The organism is Paenibacillus sp. B01 (assembly GCF_009649995.1).
In the GTDB taxonomy this organism is placed as follows: domain Bacteria; phylum Bacillota; class Bacilli; order Paenibacillales; family Paenibacillaceae; genus Paenibacillus_O; species Paenibacillus_O pasadenensis.
The window spans coordinates 5,063,594-5,081,972 of sequence record NZ_CP045802.1 but is presented as its reverse complement, the minus strand read 5'-3'; the positions used below and the strand labels follow the sequence as shown (position 1 = coordinate 5,081,972).

Here is an 18,379-nt window from a genome sequence, read left to right as displayed (position 1 = left end):
AAGACGACGTGGCGAGAACGGGAAGCTGGATCGGTACCATAAGGGAATTCGTCGGAAGCCTGCCGCTGCAGGTGAAGCTGATTTCCTCCTTCGTGCTCGTCATCATCGTCCCGATGCTGCTGTTCTCCTGGTACACGCTGCACGGCGTCTCCGACTACTCGATGCGCGAGCTGGTCAAAAAAAACGAGAGCATCCTCGACATCGAGCGGACGAACATCCAGAACAACATCGAGCTGATGGAATGGACCGGCCAGCTGGCTCTGTCCAATCGGGAGATGAACGACTACCTCCAGACCAAGGAGGATCTCGATACGGAGTGGCTGCTCGACTTCAAGACGCGCACGTTCCAGATGTTCCAGAGCTTCCTGTTCAACAACCCGCGCATCTCGGGCATCCGTCTGTTCGCGAGCAACCCCGAGGTGCATGAATTCTGGCCGATCGTGCTGAGCGAGGCGCGCATCCGCGACAAGCCCTGGTACGATACGGTGCTGGATCGGAAAGGCCTGGTATGGTGGGAAATCCAGAACAACCGCGAGCTGCTGAACAACACGAGCACGACCTCCGGCAGCGAGGTGATGTCGGTGTCGCTGCTGCGGGAGTTCAAATATCCGGACGATATGACGCATAACGGCTTGCTGGAGATCAGCATGGAGCTGCGCAATTTCTTCACCAAGACGTTCAGCAGCGTGCAGGATCCTTCCTCGCGCATGGTCGTCGTGGACCGCCGCGGCCAGGTCCATGCCGACATGGCCGCTCCGATCTTCCAGCAGACGCCGGCCAAGGAGCTGCTGCGGCATATCGCCCTGACGGAAGCTCCGGGCAACCATACGTCTTATTTCACGGCCGGCGGGCAGTCGTTCCTGGCGATCCAGGCCTTCATCCCCGGACTGGACGCGCATCTGGTCAACCTCGTCAGCCGCACGGACACGCTCGCGGACATCGAGCGCACTCGCGGCAATCTCGTCATCCTGATCGTCGTGCTCATCGCCGTGCTCATCCTGCTCTCGTACTTCATGCAGTCGATTATTCTCAAGCGGCTGCGGGTGCTGCGCGACTCGATGAAAAAGGTACGCGGAGGCGACTTCCACGTCGACGTGCCCGTAGCGGGCAGCGACGAGGTCGGCGAGCTGGCCCATCACTACCGCCAGCTGCTGCGCAAGATCAACGAGCTGATCGTCGATCAGGTGAACCGGCAGGCGGCGGGCAAGGAAGCGGAGCTGCGCTCGCTCAAAAACCAGATCGACTCGCATTTCCTGTACAACACGCTTGAGAACCTCAAGATGCTCGCCGAGATCGAGGGCCAGTACACGATCTCCGACGCGCTCACCTCGCTCGGCGGCATGATGCGCTACAGCCTGCAGTGGACGCGCGGGCATGTGCGGCTGAAGGACGAGGTGCAGCATATCCAGAACTACATCGCGATCATGAACATCCGCTACGACGGCAAGCTGGAGCTGCGGCTCGACATCGCGCCGGAATGCCTCGAGCAGGAGGTGCTCAAGATGTCGCTGCAGCCGATCGTCGAGAACGCCGTCAAGCACGGGATGGACGACCTGGACTCGGACTCGGGCAAGCTGACGATCACGGTGTCGGCGTTCATCCGGCTCGACGACTGCGTCATCGAGGTGACCGACAACGGCTGCGGCATCCCGGGCGAGCAGCTGCGGCTCCTGAACGGCATGATGCGCATGGAGGAGGCTGACTACCAGGAGCGGCGCGCGCGCACGTCGGCGGCCCGGCGCGGCGAAGGCAGCGGCATCGGGCTGCGCAACGTCGACCACCGGCTCGTCATGAGCTACGGCCAGGAGTACGGCTTGCGCGTCGAGAGCGTGGAAGGAAGCTTTACGAAGGTCGTCATGACGCTGCCCCATCTCATCCTGACCGGAGGTGAACCGCGCTGATGCGCAATCTGCTGATTGTAGACGACGAAAAGAATATCCGGCTCGGCCTGAAGGCGATGATCGAGCGTCAGTTCCCCGGGCGGTACGCGTTCCGCTTCGCGGAGAACGGCCGCGAGGCGCTGGAGCAGCTCGCCGCGAGTCCGGCCGATCTGATGATCACCGACATCCGCATGCCGGTGCTGGACGGCCTCGGGCTGCTGGAGCGGCTGCATGCGCTTGGCCGCGGAACCGGCGGCGGGGCGGACAGAGCCGCAGCCGGCGCACAGGGCGAAAGCGGCCGAGGAGACAGAGCCGCAGCCGGCGCACAGGGCGAAAGCGGACGAGGAGACAGAGCCGCAGCCGGCATACAGGGCGAAAGCGGACGAGGAGACAGAGCCGCAGCCGATGCCTCTGAGCGAGAGGCGGCCGGCGGCTCCGAGCGAGGCGCGGCAGGCTCGCCGGACCCGGCGGCGCAGGGCAAGCTGCCGGCAAGTCCGGCCGCCCGTCCGCTCGCCGGACCGGCGCCGCTCGTCATCATCCTGAGCGGACATGACGATTTCCCGTATGCCCGCGCGGCGATCCGCTACCAGGCCAAGGAATACCTGCTCAAGCCGATCAAGCGCGAGGAGCTGTTCGAGGTGCTGGAGCGGCTGGAGGGCGAGCTGGACCGCAGGCATGGCGCTGCGGCCGGCGCGGCTGCGCCGGCAGATCGCGAGTCGCGGGCGGGCGAGCTGCTGCAAGGCATGCTGGCCGGCGAAGCGGCGCCTGAGGCCGCCGCGCTGGCGGCGGCCGGCCTCGGCTGGCTCGCCGGCGACTACTCCGTCGGCGTCCTGCGGGCGGCCGGCGGCGGCGAGGGCTCGCAGCTGCAAGGGCTCGTGCAGCCGCTGTTGGAGGAGACGGGCAGCGAGGCCTGGGCGATGCGGCAGCTGCGCGGCGGCGACCTGGTGCTGGCGGCGGAAGACGAGGAGCTGCTGAGGCGCCTCGGAGCGCGGCTGGACGGCCATGCGCTGCTGCGCTGCCGGCTGGCGCTCAGCTCTCGGGCTTCCGGCCCGGGGCAGCTGCGTCGCGCGTACAGCCAGGCGCAGCAGGCGCAGAAGTATTTCCTGCTGCATCCTGGCGTCGCGCTGCTCTCCTATGACAGCGTGCGCAGCCTGAGCGCGGGCTGTCCGCTGCCGGAGGAGCCGATTCGGAGGCTGTCCAACCTGCTCGGCACGGGGCGGCTGCCCGAGATGAAAAAGCTGCTGCAGGGCATTCTCGACATCCGGGTTATCGGGCGCTGCGAGATCGGCTACCTCGAGGGCATCAGCCGGCGGCTGAACGAAGAGGTGTTCGACGGCGTGTTCCGCAGCTACGGCGAGGAGTCGGTCGATATTTTGCGGCTGTACAAGAACGCCGGGCATATCGAGAACTTCGAGCGGTTCGAGGACTACTACCGCCATGCGGAGCAGCTGCTGGAGCGGCTCGACGAGTTCGTCGGCCGCGTGCGCGGCGCCCATGCGGACCGCAAGGACATGCAGAAGGCGGTCGAGTACCTGCTGGAGCATTACGCCGAGGACGTCAACATGGCGGTCGTGAGCAACCACATCTCGCTCAACTATACGTACTTCAGCCAGGCGTTCAAGGAGCATACCGGCGAGAGCTTCTCGTCGTACCTGCGCAAGCTGCGGCTGAACCGGGCTAAGGATCTGCTGTCCAGCTCCGACCTTAAGGTGTACGAGATCAGCGCGCAGTCCGGCTTCGACAACGTCAAGCATTTCACGCGCGTGTTCAAGGAGGCCGAGGGCATCACGCCGCTGGAGTTCCGCAGCATGCGCCAGGGCATCGGCCCGGGGCGGTAGCGGCACGGCTGCCCCGGCACGGCTGCCCCAGCGCGGCTGCCTCGGCAGCGCGCAAGGCCATCAAGCTCCGCGGACGGAATCCCGTCCGCAAAGCGGCGGCGGAGACGGCGAAAGCTCGCAACGGACCGTAAACGATTACAATCAGAGAGACGGAGGCGGAACGAATGGCGACGGAGAACGGATGCCGGCAATCGGAGGTCGACGGCTGGGTCAAGGCCGACGGCAAGCGGCTCGTGAACGGACGAGGCGAGGAGCTCATCCTGCGCGGAGTCGGCCTCGGCAGCTGGCTGCTGCCGGAGGGCTACATGTGGAAGATGCCGCAGCAGGGCGACCGGCCGCGCCGCATCGAGGCGATGGTGTCCGGCCTGCTCGGCGAGAGCGGGGCGGAGGCGTTTTGGCGCACCTATTTTGAACGCTACACGGCCGAGGAGGACATCCGCCAGCTGGCGCTCGAGGGCTTCAACTCGGTGCGCGTGCCGTTCAACTCGCGCAAGCTGCTCGAGGGCCCGCTGAACGAGGACGGCTACAACGCCTTCCAGGTGGGGCTGCTCGATGACGTCGTCGGCTGGTGCCGCAAGTGGGGCGTCTACGTCATCCTCGACATGCACGGCGCGCCGGGCGGGCAGACCGGAGCCAACATCGACGACTGCGAAAACGACCAGCCGGAGCTGTTCACCTCGGCGGAGCACCGCCAGGCGTCGATCGACCTGTGGCGCTATTTGGCGAAGCGCTACCGCGACGAGTGGATCGTCGCCGGCTACGACTTGCTCAACGAGCCGCTGCCGGAATTCCACGGGCAGTACAATGACCGCGTCGAGCCGCTGTACCGCGACATGATCGCGGCGATCCGCGAGGTCGACGACCGCCATCTCATCGTCGTCGAGGGCGTGCATTGGTCGACGGACTTCAGCATCTTCACGGAGAAGCTCGACGGCAACGTGCTTTATCAGTTCCACAAGTATTGGAACAACCCCGACACCGAGAGCATCCAGAAGTACCTCGACTTCCGCGACGAGTGGAACGTGCCGATCTTCATGGGCGAGGGCGGGGAGAACGACCTGGACTGGTACGCAGGCGGATTCCGGCTGTTCGAGGACCACCGCATCGGCTGGAACTTCTGGACGTGGAAAAAGATGGACACGACCAACTCCCCCTGCTCGGTCCGCAAGCCGGATGGCTGGGAGAAGCTCGGCGCGTGGCTGGAGGGCGGCGCCAAGCCGGAGCCGGAGGAGGCGGTCCGCATCCTCGGCGACTATCTGGACGGCCTCCCGCTGGCGGCGGTCGACTACCGTCCGGAGGTCGTGAACGCGCTGCTGCGCCGGCTGCCGGTCCGCATTCCGGCGATCCACTACGGCTACAAGGGCGAGGGCGAAAGCTTCGGCCTCGGCGGAGCGGAGCGCATCGACTGGGAAAGCGGCTACCGCCGCGGCGACGGCCTGGCGATCCGCAAGCTGGACGGAGCGCCGCATCTGCCGCCGTCGGAGCCGGGCTGGCATCCGTGGAATGTCGGCGACGGGCTGTGCGTCGAGCTGCCGGCAGGAGCCTGGACGGCGTACGAGTTCCTCGCGCCGGATGCCGCAGCGGATGCCGCGCGCGCCGGTTCGGCGGCTGCGGGCGCGGCCCGGGCGAATGCCGCGGCGACCGGTTCGGCGGCGACTCCTGACGGCGGCGCCCAAGCGAGCGATGAGGCGGCAGCTGCGGCTGATTCCGCAGGCGGTGTCGGCCGCGAAGCGGCGGTGATGGACCTGGATGTCGGCGCCCAAGAGAGCGGCGAGGCGGCCGGCTTCGGCGTCAAGCTGCGCCTCAAGGCTGCTGCGGCCGGAGCGGCGGCGGAGCTCGAGCTGGACGGCCGTCCGATCGGACGGCTGGACGCCAGCGGCGAGTGGAGCGAGGCCGAGCTCGGCGCGCTGCCGCAGCCGGAGCCGGGCCTGCGCCGGCTCGTCGTGAAGGCGAGCGGCGGCGCGCTGCTGCTGGAAGGCATCTGGCTAGGCTGAGCGCCGCGGCCTGGGAGTTAGAACATTGGATAAAGCGTCCCGACCTGCATCTGCGCAGGGCGGGACGCTTTATAACAGTTTGCCGGTGCAGCCGCCTTCCGTGGAAGCAAGCCAAGGCACTCTCGACTCCCTGGTCGGGCGGAAGCCCCGTATTCCCGCGCTTCAAGGCACTCCCGGCTCCCTGGCCGAGCCGAAGCCCCGGATTCCCGCGATTGAAGGCACTCTCGACTCCCTGGCCGAGCCGAAGCCCCGGATTCCCGCGATTGAAGGCACTCCCGGCTCCCTGGCCGAGCCGAAGCGCCGGATTCCCGCGATTGAAGGCACTCTCGACTCCCTGGCCGAGCCGAAGCCCCGGATTCCCGCGATTGAAGGCACTCTCGACTCCCTGGCCGAGCCGAAGCCCCGGATTCCCGCGATTGAAGGCACTCTCGACTCCCTGGTCGAGCCGAAGCCCCGAGTTCCTGCGATTCAAGGCACTCTCGACTCCCTGGCCGAGCCAAAGCCCCGGATTCCTGCGATTCAAGGAACTCTCGGCTCCCTGGACGAGCCGCACCCCCGGATTCCCGCGATTGAAGGCACTCTCTACTCCCTGGCCGAGCCAAAGCCCCGGATTCCTGCGATTCAAGGAACTCTCGGCTCCCTGGCCGAGCCGAAGCCCCACATTCCCGCGATTGAAGGCACTCTCCGCTCCCTGGACGAGCCGCATCCCCGGATTCCCGCGAGCCAAGGCACTCTCGACTCCCTAATCAAGCCGAGGCTCTGCAACCTTTCCGCTGCGCGCTCCGTCTGGATCTATGCATCATTAATTATTTATATCTAAAATATTTACCCCGAAGCGGGCCAAACATCCTGCGGATGGGTAATAGAACCAAAAGGAGGCGTTCACCATGAAAGCAAACGCAAAAAAAGCCGCCCTCTCGGTGCTGGCGGCGGCCGTCGTCGCCGGATTCGGAGCCTCGCTGCCGCAGGAGGCGGCCCATGCAGCAGCCAAGCCGGCCGCAGCGGCGTCGGCCTCGGATCAGAAAATGGCGATGGAGAAGCTGATGGCGATGTACAAGCCGGCGCTCGAGGGCCAGTTCCCGAACTTCAACGGCTTCACGATCGGCAAGACGACCCGCCAGCAGGTCATCGACCAGCTCGGCGAGGCGCCGGAGCCGCGCAAGACGGCCGGAGGGTTCGACTTCTATCACGCCGAGATGGGCCATCCCGGCTACGCGCTCCGCTACGACCGCGACAACGTCGTCGCCGAGATGCGCTACTTCGGCACGAACGTCGAGCGCCAGACGAACATCGGCGGCATGACGCGCGACCTGCTCGTCCAGCAGTGGTTCATGCCGCAGGCTTCCACCGTGTTCACGTCGGGCGGCAAGAAGCAGAAGAAGCTCAGCTACGTGCGCGGCAACTATCAGCTCGACTTCATCTTCAACGACGTCAAAGGCACGGACCTCGACCACATCAATCTGATCCCGAAGGCGCTCTGAGCGGCCGCCGGGACGTGAAGCGCGACATCTGTTCCGGGACTCCCCGGGACAGATGTCTTTTCTTTTGCAGGCGGGGACGCCATCCCTGCTTTTCAACCGGCAGCCGGAAGGCTACACTGGAATCGGAACAGCCGACAGCGGCAGGCGAGGGCAAGAGCATGGCGGGGACTGCGTATGTCGTAGCCGGCTTGCCTGCGTGCGCTTCGGCGGGGAGGGAGAGATCGACGATGGAAAAGGCCCGTGAAAGGAAGCGGCTGCGCGAACATGGCGTGCGGATCGGAGGACTGCCGCCCGGTCCCGTCAACGCCATCACGGATGTGCCTGGCGTGCGGACGGCGCATGTGACGCTGATCCGGGACGAGCCGGGGCATGCGGTGCGCACCGGCGTGACGGCGATCCTGCCGCATGGCGGCAATCCGTTTCGCGAAAAGGTGCCCGCTGCCGCCTACGTCGTGAACGGCTTCGGCAAGACGGCGGGGCTCGTGCAGATCGAGGAGCTCGGCACGCTGGAGGCGCCGATCCTGCTGACGAATACGTTCGGCGTCGGCGCCGCGCTCGAGGGCGGGCTGCGCGCCATGATGGAGCAGGACGAGGGCGTCGGCGGAGAAGCCGGCTCGATCAACATCGTGGCGGCGGAGTGCAACGACCGCTATCTGAACGACATGCGCGGCCTGCATGTGCGGCCGGAGCATGCCGAGCGCGCGGTCCGGCTCGCCCGCGGCTCGGCGGAGGGCGTGCCTCCCGAGGAAGGCGCGGTCGGAGCCGGCACCGGCATGGTCTGCTTCGGCTATAAAGGCGGCATCGGCAGCTCGTCCCGGCTCGTGCGGACGGAGCAGGGCAGCGGCACGGTCGGGGCGCTCGTGCTGAGCAACTTCGGCCGGCGCGCCGATCTGACGCTGCTCGGCCGCCCGGTCGGGCGCTGGCTGGAGGAGCAGGCAGCCGCGGCGCGCAAGGACGCGAGCCGGCCGCTTGCCGGCATGGAGCAGGGGGGCGAAGGAGCGGGAGAAGGCGGCAGCGGCTCCTTCCCGCTGTCCCAGCCCCAGCCACAGCCCGAGCGCTCCGAGGACGGCTCGATCATCATCGTGCTGGCGACGGATCTGCCGCTCGACGCCCGTCAGCTGAAGCGGCTCGCCAAGCGGGCCGCGTTCGGGCTCGCCCGCACGGGCTCGGCGGCCGATCACGGCAGCGGCGACATCGTCGTCGCCTTCAGCACGGCGGAGCGCGTCGCCCATGAGCCGGACGAGCTCGCGCCGGCTCGCCGCTCGCTGCGGGAGGACGGCCCGACGCTCGCGGACGCCTTCCGCGCGGCGGCGGAGGCGACCGAGGAGGCGATCTGGAATTCCTTGTGCGCGGGCATCGGCATGACCGGGCAGGAGGGCCGCCGCGTCGAGGCGCTGCCAATCGAGCGCATCGTCCGCTGGCTGGAGGGGTAGCGGGCGCGATCCTGTCCTTCGAGCGCCAAGCCGAACAGCCCGAGCTCCGCGCGCAAGGCGGGGGCTCGGGCTGGCTTCGCAGGCGGGAGCGGCGGCTTGATTTTCACGATCAGGAGAGCCTCGGTCAGGACCGTGCAGGCCAGAGCCTCGGTCAAGGCTGTGCAGGCCGTTGGCGCTTCAAGGCAGACCGCGCCTGGCGGGGCGCCCGGCTCCTCGTCGGGCCGGACGCGCCTCTCTCGACCGTCAGGCGGCGTACATGTCCTCGATCGTCTGGCGGATCTCCTCCGGCGACTTGCCTTCGGCCATCATCGAGATCGACTCGGCGGCGATCTGCAGGCAGACGCCGCAGCGCGTGCCGTGGTCGTCCCAGATGACGGAGCCGTCCTCGCGCATCTCATGGATGAAGCAGTTCAGGTTGCTCTTGTGCCCGACGCTCTCCATGCAGCCGCAGTAGCACGGCATCGTCGAGAGCAGCTCGGCGGCTTTGGCGGAAGCGGCGTAGACGATGCGGATCTGCTCCGGCTGGGCGTCGAGGAAATTCGGCAGCGTGTCGGCCGAAGCGGTCTCCTCGCGCAGGTCGCCGGAGGCGTGGTCGGCATGATCGGCGTGATCGGCGTGGCCGGCCGAGGAGCCGGATTCGGCGTCCCCGCCCGAAGCGGGAGCGGAGCCTCCCCCGCAGGCGGCAAGCAGCAGCAGCAGGGCGAGGCCGGCGAGCGGCAGCAGCCGGCGCAGACGCGGCCGCAAGGAAATGCGATGAGGAATCATGGCGGGAACGGATGGCCTCCTTTGGCGGACGAGCTTTTTTCCACTATATCACACCTAGGCGCTCCATCCCGAAAAAAACGGTTGACCCTCACGCTGCGTGAGGCCTTATGCTGAAGCGGAAGGGAGGCGGAAAACGGATGCTGAAGGTGAAGGAAGCGGCGGAGCTGGCCGGGGTGAGCGTCCGGACGCTGCACCATTATGACGAGATCGGGCTGCTTCATCCGGAGGAAGCGACCGAATCGGGCTACCGGCTGTACTCGCCGCGCGACCTGAAGACGCTGCAGCAGATTCTGTTTTTCCGCGAGCTCGGCTTCCCTTTGAAGCAGATCAAGGCGATCCTGCACGATCCCGGCTACCGCGAGGAGGAAGCGCTGCGGCTGCACCGCGACCTGCTGCTGGAGAAGCGGAGGCGTCTGGACGTCTTGATCGCCAACGTCGAGCGGACGATCCGGCATGAACAAGGAGAGATGGATATGAGCGACAAGCAGCGGTTCGAGGGCTTCGACTTCGGGGCGAATCCGTACGAGCAGGAGGCGCGGGAGCGCTGGGGAGACCAGGCCGTGGACGAAGCGGGCGAGAAAGCGATGGGCGAGCAGGGGCAGGAGGAGATGAACGCGCTGTACCGCCGGCTGGCGTCGCTGCGCGAGCAGCCGCCCGCATCGGCGGAGGCGCAGGCGGCGATCGGAGAGTGGTACGCTTTCCTGCAGCGGTTCTCGACCTACACGCCGGAAATGTTCCGCCATCTAGGCGAGATGTACGTCGCCGACGAGCGCTTCACGGCGAACATCGACCGCTTCGGCGAAGGGCTCGCGGCCTTCATGAAGGAAGCGATGGCGGTTTACGCGGACCGTGCCTGAGAGGCGGCCTTGACGGGCCGCTTGATGAAGGGCTGGGCCGAGTCGGCTCAGCCTTTCTCCATCCAGAGCCATGCTTCATGCAGAGCCATGCTTCAGCTGGCACCGCCTTCCTTCCTTCGGGGGAAGGTTTTTCCGCGTTTCTGCCGATAGGTAGAGTAGAGGCGTACAGTGAGCTTGAATGGGGAGGAAAAAAGGATGAAAGCAGCAGCATGGCGCTGGCGCCGGTTCATGGCGGCCGCGCTCAGCGTATCTTTGGTCGGCTCGGGGCTGGCGGTCGGGCCGGGACGCGCGGAAGCGGCGGGACTGAGCCACGTCCAGTCCAAGATCGACGACGGAACTTCCGTCGCGATCCGGACAGGGGATTTCAACGGGGACGGAAACGAGGACGTCCTCGTGCTCGAATTGCTAGCCGATCGCGTCTTCGTGATGCTTGGACGCGGCGACGGGACTTTCGACAAGCAGGCTTCCGTCGGGGTCGGATTCAGACCGCGCATGGCCGAGCTCGCCGACTTCGACGGCGACGGGCGTCTCGATGCCGCGGTCGCCTGTTCGGAGGCCAATTCGGTCCATGTGCTTTACGGGGACGGAGCAGGCGGCTTCCGGACCGCCGAGGCGCTCGGCGGCGTGAATTATCCGTTCGGCATGGCGGCTGCCGATCTGGATGGCGACGGAGACATCGACCTTGCGGTCGGCAACCGCATGTCAGACTCGGTCACGATGTACGAAAACGATGCGGGCACGCTCAAGCTGCATGAAACGATCCCGGCAGGAACGAGAAATCGGGGCATGCTCGCCGGCGATTTCAACGGGGACGGGCTTGTGGATCTCGTGCTGGTCAACGATGCCGAATCCGTCGATTATTTGACGATCCTGCCCGGTACGGGAGCGCTCCGGTTCGGGGCGTCGTACAACGTGCCGCTTGGCCTCTCCCCGCAAGGCCTGGCCCAGGCCGATCTGAACGGAGACAGACATCTGGATCTCGTGGCGGCGCTCAACGGAACGAACGGCATCGGCGTGCTGCTCGGCCGCGGAGACGGGACGTTCGAGCCGCGCGCCCTTTATGCAGGAGGCGACAAGCCGCTTGGCGCTGCGCTTGCGGATTTCGACGGCGACGGCGTGCTCGACGTCGTTTCGGGCCGGCAGAGCGGCAGCATCGAATCGTATTTCCATCGCGGCCGCGGAGACGGGACGTTCGAGTCGGCGGCCGCCTTTTCGACGGCGCCCGTCCAGCTGGTCTACTATGCGGCGGGAGACTTCAACGGCGACGGCATCTCCGATCTGGCGGCGGCGAGCGGGACGGGCATCTACTTGCTGCTGAGCCAGGCGGAGGGCGAGCTTGCTTTTGCCGAGGCGGAAGCGACGGTCGGCGAAGCGGACGGACATGCCGAGCTGACGGTCACCCGGAGCGGCAGCGGGCTGGGCAGGCTCAAGGTCCGGCTGCGCAGCGAGGACGGCACGGCGCTGGCAGGCCGGGACTACCAGCCGGTCGACGAGCTGCTGCTGCTCGAGGCGGGGGAGACGAGCGTTTCGTACAACGTCTTTGTAAAGGATGATGCGTCGTACCAAGGAGACCGCTCGTTCCGGCTGCGGCTGGAGTCGCCGACGGGCAAAGCGACGCTCGGCGCCGTCTCGGCCGTGACGGTCACGATCGTGGAGGATGAGCCGGCGCCGGATACGACGCCGCCTGCGGTCGACGCGTCGCGCTTCTCCGCGGTTGATGAATACGCCGGCACGCCGGATCGCCTGCAGGGGGCGGCCGGCGCGGCGAGCGAGCCGGGAGCGGCGATGCGCGCCTATCTCTGGAGCGACGCGGACGCCGACGGGGTCGTCGATGCCGGCGAGCTTGGCGCTGCGGTGCCGCTGGGCGCGAGCCTTGCAGACGGCTCCGTCGCGGCGGCGGCTATCGGCGATCTCGCTCCGGGCGCGTACCGCTACGTCGTGACGGCGACTGATGCGGCAGGCAACGAAAGCGCGAGAGCCGCCGCTGCCGCCGTCGCCTTCACGCTCGTCAAAGGCGAGCGGCCGACGCCGACGCCGACACCGACGGGGACGCCGACACCGACGGGGACGCCGACACCGACGGGGACGCCGACGCCGAGCGCGATCCCGACGGAGACGCCGACGCCGACGGAGACACCAACACCGACACCAACATCAACACCGACATCAACACCAACATCAACTCCAACACCAACACCAACATCAACGCCAACACCAACACCAACACCAACACCGACGCCAACACCAACACCAACATCAACACCAACACCCACGCCATTCGCGGATGTCGTCGGCCACTGGGCGGAGGCGGACATCATTCGCGCGCAGGCGCTGGGACTGGTGCGCGGCGATGAAGCCGGCCGCTTCCGTCCGGATGCGGCCGTCACCCGCGCCGAGTGGATCGTCATGCTGGAGCGGCAACGGGGCGGAGCGGCTCCGCTGGCGTCGGGTACATTCGCCGATCAGGCATCGATCCCGGCTTGGGCCGCAGATGCGATCGGCGCCGCTCTTGCAGGCGGGATCCTATCCGGCTACGAGGATCGCAGCTTCCGGCCGCATCGTCCGGTCACGAGGGAGGAGCTGGCCGCGATGCTCGTCCGCACGACGGGGGCGTCCTTGGGCGACGACGGGTCCGTGCCGCGTTTTGCGGACGACGAGGCCATTCCGGCCTGGGCGAAGCCGTTCGTCTATGGCGCTGCCGGCGAAGGCTTGCTTCAAGGCCGAGGCGGCGGACGCTTCGGAGCCGGACAGCCGGCAACGAGAGCCGAGGCGGCCGTGCTGCTGACGCGGCTGTCGGAGCGGGGCTGATCAAGCGTACGCTTCGCGATGAGCCAGTCTTCCTGCCAGTCTTTTCTCCAGAACCAGCGGCTTCGCCTCGGCGGAGCCGTTGGTTCGTTTTTTTGGCGGAAGGACTTCTTGGCCTGCGTTAAGGTCAGCTTCGGAGCCATCTTCTGCTCCAGTTGCCGTCCAATCAAAACGAGAGTTTCGATTCCGCTTTTAGCGATCGATCTGGATCTTCTACCGCGGAATCATAGGGCACTAGAAGGAAAGCATGTCTGTAGGTTGCCGGACGTTACCCTGATCGAGAGCCTGCTCCTTTCGATTGCACGGCGGTAGTCGGGGCACTTCGATTGCTTGAAGTTACCACTAAGGAGCGAGCTAGCGTGACTGCGGAGCTCCCTAACGCCATTTTTGTCGTTAAGGAGCGAGCTAGCGCGACTGCGGAGCTCCCTAACGACGTTTTTGCCGTTAAGGAGCGAGCTAGCGCGACTGCGGAGCTCCCTAACGCCATTTTTGCCGTTAAGGAGCGAGCTAGCGTGACTGCTGCGCCGACAGGGGCAACATCCGTCCGTGACGGTCCATGTGCGGAAGTCGAAGCACATCGCCAGTTGACAGGCCAATGGCCAGCTCAGCATAATGAGAAGGTATGAGAAAACGTTTGCGCAACCGCGCCGTGGCAGCACCAGCCGGCCGACGAATCGCCGCTAGCCGCTTACGGCTGCAGTCACGGCCGCTGGCGCTCCGGCTCGCCCGCCGTGCCGCTGCCGCTCCGGCGCTGCAAGCCGCGAGCCTGCCGCAACCGCGCCGCTAGCCGCCTGCCGGCAGCGGCGGAAGTGTTGCCGCGGGGCGGCGGCCGCCTTGCCATCGGGAGGCGCAATTGGATATGCTGTCAGGTGAGAGTTCAGACAGGGGTCAGAAGGGACGATTCGAACCGCAATGAACGAAAACCAAGAACAAGAGAAGAAAGTTCCCCGCTGGGCCTACGCGCTAGTCGGCGGCATCCTGCTGCTGGTCCTGCTGAGCGTCACCTACGCCGGCTTCATGAGCGGGAGGGTCGGCGACGACGCGGATGCGAGCGGAGGGCTGCCGGAAAAGACGGAGGACGGCGTCATGTTCCACGCCTGGAACTGGTCGTTCGACGCGATCCGGGAGAAGCTGCCGGAGCTTGCCGAGGCAGGCTTCAAATCGGTGCAGACATCGCCGGTGCAGCCGAACAAGGAGCCTTTGACGAACGGCAGCCAGTGGTGGATCCTGTACCAGCCGACCGGCTTCGGCATCGGCAACTCGCAGCTCGGGACGCGGGAGCAGTTCCAGCAGCTGTGCGAGGAGGCCGAGAAGCACGGCATCAGCATTATCGTCGACGTCGTCGCCAACCATATGGGCAACGCCGGTGGCGGCGAGCTGGCGCATCGGCCGGCCAAGAACGTCGACCCGGAGCTGCTCGCGAACCCGGACTTCTGGCATGAGGCCAAGGGCGTGCTCGATTGGAACGCCCGCGGCCAGGTGACGCAGTGGGGCATCGGCTTGCCGGATCTCAACACCGCCAACGAGGCGCTGCAGGACAAGGTGATCGCGTTCCTGAACGATGCGGTCGCCCTTGGCGCGGACGGATTCCGCTTCGATGCGGCGAAGCATATCGAGCTGCCGGACGACCGGACGCCGTCGAACTTCTGGCCGCGGGTGCTCGGCGCGCTGGACGATAAGGAAAGGCTGTTCCTCTACGGCGAGGTGCTGCAGGGCGGCGCGGACCGCTACCCGTCTTATGCGGAATTTCTGCATCTGACCGCTTCGCGCTACGGGGAGTCGGTGCGCCATGCGGTCGGCTTCGGCGGGACGCCGGACGTCTCGCTGGCGGAGGACTTCAAGGCGAGCCAGGTCGATCCGTCGAAGCTCGTGACCTGGGTCGAATCCCATGACACCTACGCCAACGACAGCGAGGAATCGACCGCGATGACCGACGAGCAGCTGAAGCTCGGCTGGGCGATCGTCGCTTCGCGCGCCGGCTCGAATCCGCTGTTCTTCAACCGCCCGGCGGGCGGAGGCAAGTTCGCGGCACGCATCGGCGAGCCGGGCAGCGAGCTGTGGCGGGATCCCGACATCGCGGCGCTGAACCGGTTCCACAACGCGATGGCGGGCGAGGGCGAGCGGCTGCAGGCGCTCGGACCGGACGTGCTGCTGATCGAGCGCGGGGAAAAGGGAGCCGTGCTGCTCAACGCCGGCGCATCGGCCGCCCAGGTGGAGGCGGACACCGCGCTGCCGTCCGGCAGCTACGACAGCCATGCTTCCGCCGGCGGCACGTTCCTCGTCACGAACGGCAAGCTGGCCGGCAGCCTCGCGCCCGGCGCGATCGCGGTGCTGCAGCGCTAGCGCCGCCGGCGTCGACGGCAGGCGCGCAGCGGGAGCCCCGCTCCCGATACGAATCCCGGCAAGCGTTCGACCGGCTCTGCGGAGCCGGTCGAACGCTTTCAGGACGACGTTCCCCCTGCGGGCCGCGTTCGGCAAGCGGAGAAGGAGGGACTTAAGTCCGGCTTGACAGATTATGCAAAGGTTTGCATAATGAGGGGGACATCTAAGTGCAAGCGCTTGCATAAAGGGGGCGTCGAGCCTCGAAGCGCGACAATCCGGATGGAAGGAGGGGCTCGGGAAGGGGGAAGGCGCATGGCTTTCCTTTTTGTGAAAGCGTTTTCCAATAAAGATGGCGCATGCCGCTGCCTCATTTCAGAATGCAAAGGAGAATGGTTGATGTTCAACAAGCTTAAATCCCGCTGGGGAATCGCCCTGGCCGGAGCGCTGCTGCTCCAGACGATCGCCGGAGCGGGGCTCGCGCCGGGAAGTCCCTCTGGGCTCGCCGCCGGGACGGCCGCTGCGGCGGCACAGGAGTACGGCTTGCCGGCGGACGCCAAGGACGGCGTCATTTTCCATGCCTGGAACTGGTCGTTCGACAACATCAAGGCGCAGCTCCCGGCGATCGCGGCCGCGGGCTTCAAGTCGATCCAGACGTCGCCGATTCAGGGAAACAAGGAGCCGCTCAAGGAAGGCAGCCAGTGGTGGGTGCTGTACCAGCCGACGAACTTCGCGATCGGCAACGCCCAGCTCGGCAATCGCGAGCAGTTCCGCCAGCTGTGCGCGGAGGCGGAGAAGTACGGCATCGACATCATCGTCGACGTCGTCGCCAACCATACGGGCAATGCCGGCGGCGGCAGCCTGACGTACACGCCGGCGACGAACGTCGATCCGGATATCCGGAACAACGCCTCGTATTGGCATGAGGCGCGCGGCGTCGACAACTGGAACGACCGCTGGCAGGTGACGCAATGGGGCATCGGCCTGCCGGACCTGAATACCGGCAGCCAAGGGCTGCAGGACAAGGTGATCGCGTTCCTGAACGATGCCGTGGCGCTCGGCGCGGACGGATTCCGCTTCGATGCCGCCAAGCATATCGAGCTGCCCGGCGATCCGGGAGGCTCGAACTTCTGGCCGCGAGTGCTCGGCTCGCTGAGCAGCCGGCAGGAGCTGTTCGTCTACGGCGAGGTGCTGCAGGGCGGGGCGGACAATTTTGCCGGCTATGCGGACTATATGAGCCTGACGGCTTCGAGCTATGGACATGAGGTGCGGCGGGCAGTCGGCTTCGGCGGCAGTCCGAACGTGGCGCTCGCCCAGCCGTTCCAGGCCGGCAGCGTGAACCCGTCCAAGCTGGTGACGTGGGTTGAGTCGCATGACACCTATGCCAACGACAGCAGCGAATCGACCGGCATGACCGACTATCAGCTGAAGATGGGCTGGGCGCTGATCGCGGCGCGGGCGCAGACAACGTCGCTGTTCTTCGACCGCCCGGCCGGCAGCGGCAAGTTCGGCAGCCCGCTCGGCCAGCCGGGACGCGGCCTCTGGCGCGACGGCGACGTGGCGGCGGTGAACAAGTTCCACAACGCGATGGCCGGCCAGGGCGAGTACCTGCGCACGCAGGGCAGCCAGACGATGCTGGTGGAGCGGGGTGCGAAGGGCGTCGTCATCGTCAATCTCGGCGGAGAGATTCGGATCGACTCGCCGACGAATCTGGCGAGCGGCACCTATGCGAACCGCGCTTCCGGCGGCGGTAGCTTCACGGTGTCCGGCGGCCGCATCACCGGCACCCTCGGCGGCGGCAAGATCGCCGTCCTGTATCAGGACGCGGCGCCAAGCCCGAGTCCGACGGCCGCGCCATCCGCGACGCCGAGTCCGAGCGCGACGCCGAATCCGACTGCGGCGCCGAGCCCGACGCCGAGCGCCACGCCGGTGCCGACGCCGACGCCGGCCGCGGGCATCGTCGTGCACTTCTACAAGCCGTCCGGATGGGGAACGCCGAGCGTTTATTATTATGACGACAGCGTCAGCCCGGTCCGCACCGGGCCGGCCTGGCCGGGAACGGCGATGTCGGACGAGGGAGACGGCTGGTACCGCTACGCGATCCCTTCCTGGAGCCAGGCCAAGGTCATCTTCAGCTCCAACGGCGCTCAGCAGCCGGCGGCGCAGCAGCCGGGCTATGCCGTCTCCGGGAGAGAAGCGTGGATCAAGGACGGCGCGGTCAGCGCGGCGAAGCCGGAGCAGGGGCTGGTGCAGGTGACGTTCACGATTCAGAACGCCGCGACGGTCATGGGCCAGAACGTGTTCATCGCCGGCAGCATCGCCGAGCTGGGCGGCTGGGACCCCGCGAAGGCGGTCGGACCCGGCTCGGCGGCGGCCTATCCGACCTGGACCGTCACGGCGAAGCTGCCGGCCGGGGCGAACATCGAGTTCAAGGCGATCAAAAAGGACGGATCGGGCGCTGTCGTCTGGGAAAGCGGATCGAACCGGACCTATACGGTGAGCGCGTCCAATCCGAACGTCACGTTTTCCTTTCGGCCGTGAACCATGAACGCCGCTGAAGGTTAAGCATGTGCAAAAAAACGTCTGGCAGGGCTGGGGCGTGCGGCATCCTTTCATTATCTTTTTGGCCGCGATCTGCTACAATGGAGGCTGATTAGAGTCGCGAGCGGCTCCGGCAGCGCCGGGGCCGAGCGATCAGCCGACGGGCGCTTGCCGGAGCCGATCCACCTTCCGGAAGCTTAATAGGGAAGCCGATGCGAGTTCGGCGCGGTCCCGCCACTGTAGCGCCGAGCGGCCGCCCGCTCCACTGCGATCCGAGAGAGGAGAGCGGGAAGGAGGGCGGTCCCGCGATGAAGCGAAGCCAGGAGACCTGCCCGCCGGCGCAAGACCGGTCTTGCCCACGAGGATGGGAGGATGCCGGCCGCCGCGCGTCCGCTTCCATCCGCGAAGCCGGCCATGAGGCAGCTTTTTCGGCATCTTTCCGCCAGCGGCGGGAGGATGCTTTTTA

The 18,379-nt window shown here is 66.6% G+C and carries 11 protein-coding genes and 1 riboswitch; of the genes, 10 read left to right on the top strand and 1 reads right to left on the bottom strand.

Going from position 1 to position 18,379, the window contains the following annotated elements; all coding sequences use genetic code 11:
* The first annotated feature begins 8 nt into the window (after window positions 1-8).
* The 6 genes from GE073_RS21780 to GE073_RS21755 all read left to right on the top strand — a co-directional run bounded on the left by GE073_RS21780 (window position 9) and on the right by GE073_RS21755 (window position 8,626).
* Window positions 9-1,901: a sensor histidine kinase gene (locus GE073_RS21780; RefSeq protein WP_228551705.1), complete on the top strand. Its 1,893-nt coding sequence runs from the start codon at window positions 9-11 to the stop codon at window positions 1,899-1,901.
* Window positions 1,901-3,718, top strand: coding sequence for a helix-turn-helix domain-containing protein (locus GE073_RS21775; protein ID WP_153784358.1), 1,818 nt, complete (start codon window positions 1,901-1,903; stop codon window positions 3,716-3,718). The genes GE073_RS21780 and GE073_RS21775 overlap by 1 nt, the downstream gene beginning before the upstream one ends.
* Window positions 3,719-3,882: 164 nt before the next feature.
* Window positions 3,883-5,712 (top strand): glycoside hydrolase family 5 protein, encoded by a 1,830-nt coding sequence (locus GE073_RS21770; protein ID WP_153784357.1) that lies wholly within the window; start codon window positions 3,883-3,885, stop codon window positions 5,710-5,712.
* A gap of 25 nt (window positions 5,713-5,737) precedes the next feature.
* Complete coding sequence (locus tag GE073_RS21765) at window positions 5,738-6,532, top strand: hypothetical protein (protein ID WP_153784356.1); 795 nt, start codon at window positions 5,738-5,740, stop codon at window positions 6,530-6,532.
* A 67-nt stretch (window positions 6,533-6,599) separates the two neighbouring features.
* Window positions 6,600-7,193, top strand: coding sequence for a YjgB family protein (locus GE073_RS21760; RefSeq protein WP_153784355.1), 594 nt, complete (start codon window positions 6,600-6,602; stop codon window positions 7,191-7,193).
* A 227-nt stretch (window positions 7,194-7,420) separates the two neighbouring features.
* Entirely contained in the window at window positions 7,421-8,626 is a 1,206-nt protein-coding gene (locus GE073_RS21755) for a DmpA family aminopeptidase (protein ID WP_028598653.1), read from the top strand.
* A 243-nt stretch (window positions 8,627-8,869) separates the two neighbouring features.
* Here GE073_RS21755 and GE073_RS21750 read toward each other — a convergent pair whose 3' ends face one another.
* Complete coding sequence (locus GE073_RS21750) at window positions 8,870-9,391, bottom strand: PCYCGC motif-containing (lipo)protein (protein ID WP_052333156.1); 522 nt, start codon at window positions 9,389-9,391, stop codon at window positions 8,870-8,872.
* A gap of 137 nt (window positions 9,392-9,528) precedes the next feature.
* Between GE073_RS21750 and GE073_RS21745 the strand changes: the two genes are divergently transcribed.
* The 4 genes from GE073_RS21745 (at window position 9,529) to GE073_RS21730 (ending at window position 17,913) form a co-directional block, all read left to right on the top strand.
* Entirely contained in the window at window positions 9,529-10,248 is a 720-nt protein-coding gene (locus tag GE073_RS21745) for a MerR family transcriptional regulator (protein WP_153784354.1), read from the top strand.
* 195 nt (window positions 10,249-10,443) lie between these two features.
* Window positions 10,444-13,056, top strand: coding sequence for an FG-GAP-like repeat-containing protein (locus tag GE073_RS21740; protein ID WP_153784353.1), 2,613 nt, complete (start codon window positions 10,444-10,446; stop codon window positions 13,054-13,056).
* A 909-nt stretch (window positions 13,057-13,965) separates the two neighbouring features.
* Window positions 13,966-15,396, top strand: a complete 1,431-nt coding sequence (locus GE073_RS21735; RefSeq protein ID WP_228551703.1) for an alpha-amylase family glycosyl hydrolase — start codon at window positions 13,966-13,968, stop codon at window positions 15,394-15,396.
* A 375-nt stretch (window positions 15,397-15,771) separates the two neighbouring features.
* Entirely contained in the window at window positions 15,772-17,913 is a 2,142-nt protein-coding gene (locus GE073_RS21730) for a carbohydrate-binding module family 20 domain-containing protein (RefSeq protein WP_153784352.1), read from the top strand.
* A 161-nt stretch (window positions 17,914-18,074) separates the two neighbouring features.
* A riboswitch (cobalamin riboswitch) is annotated at window positions 18,075-18,248 on the top strand.
* Window positions 18,249-18,379: the final 131 nt, after the last annotated feature.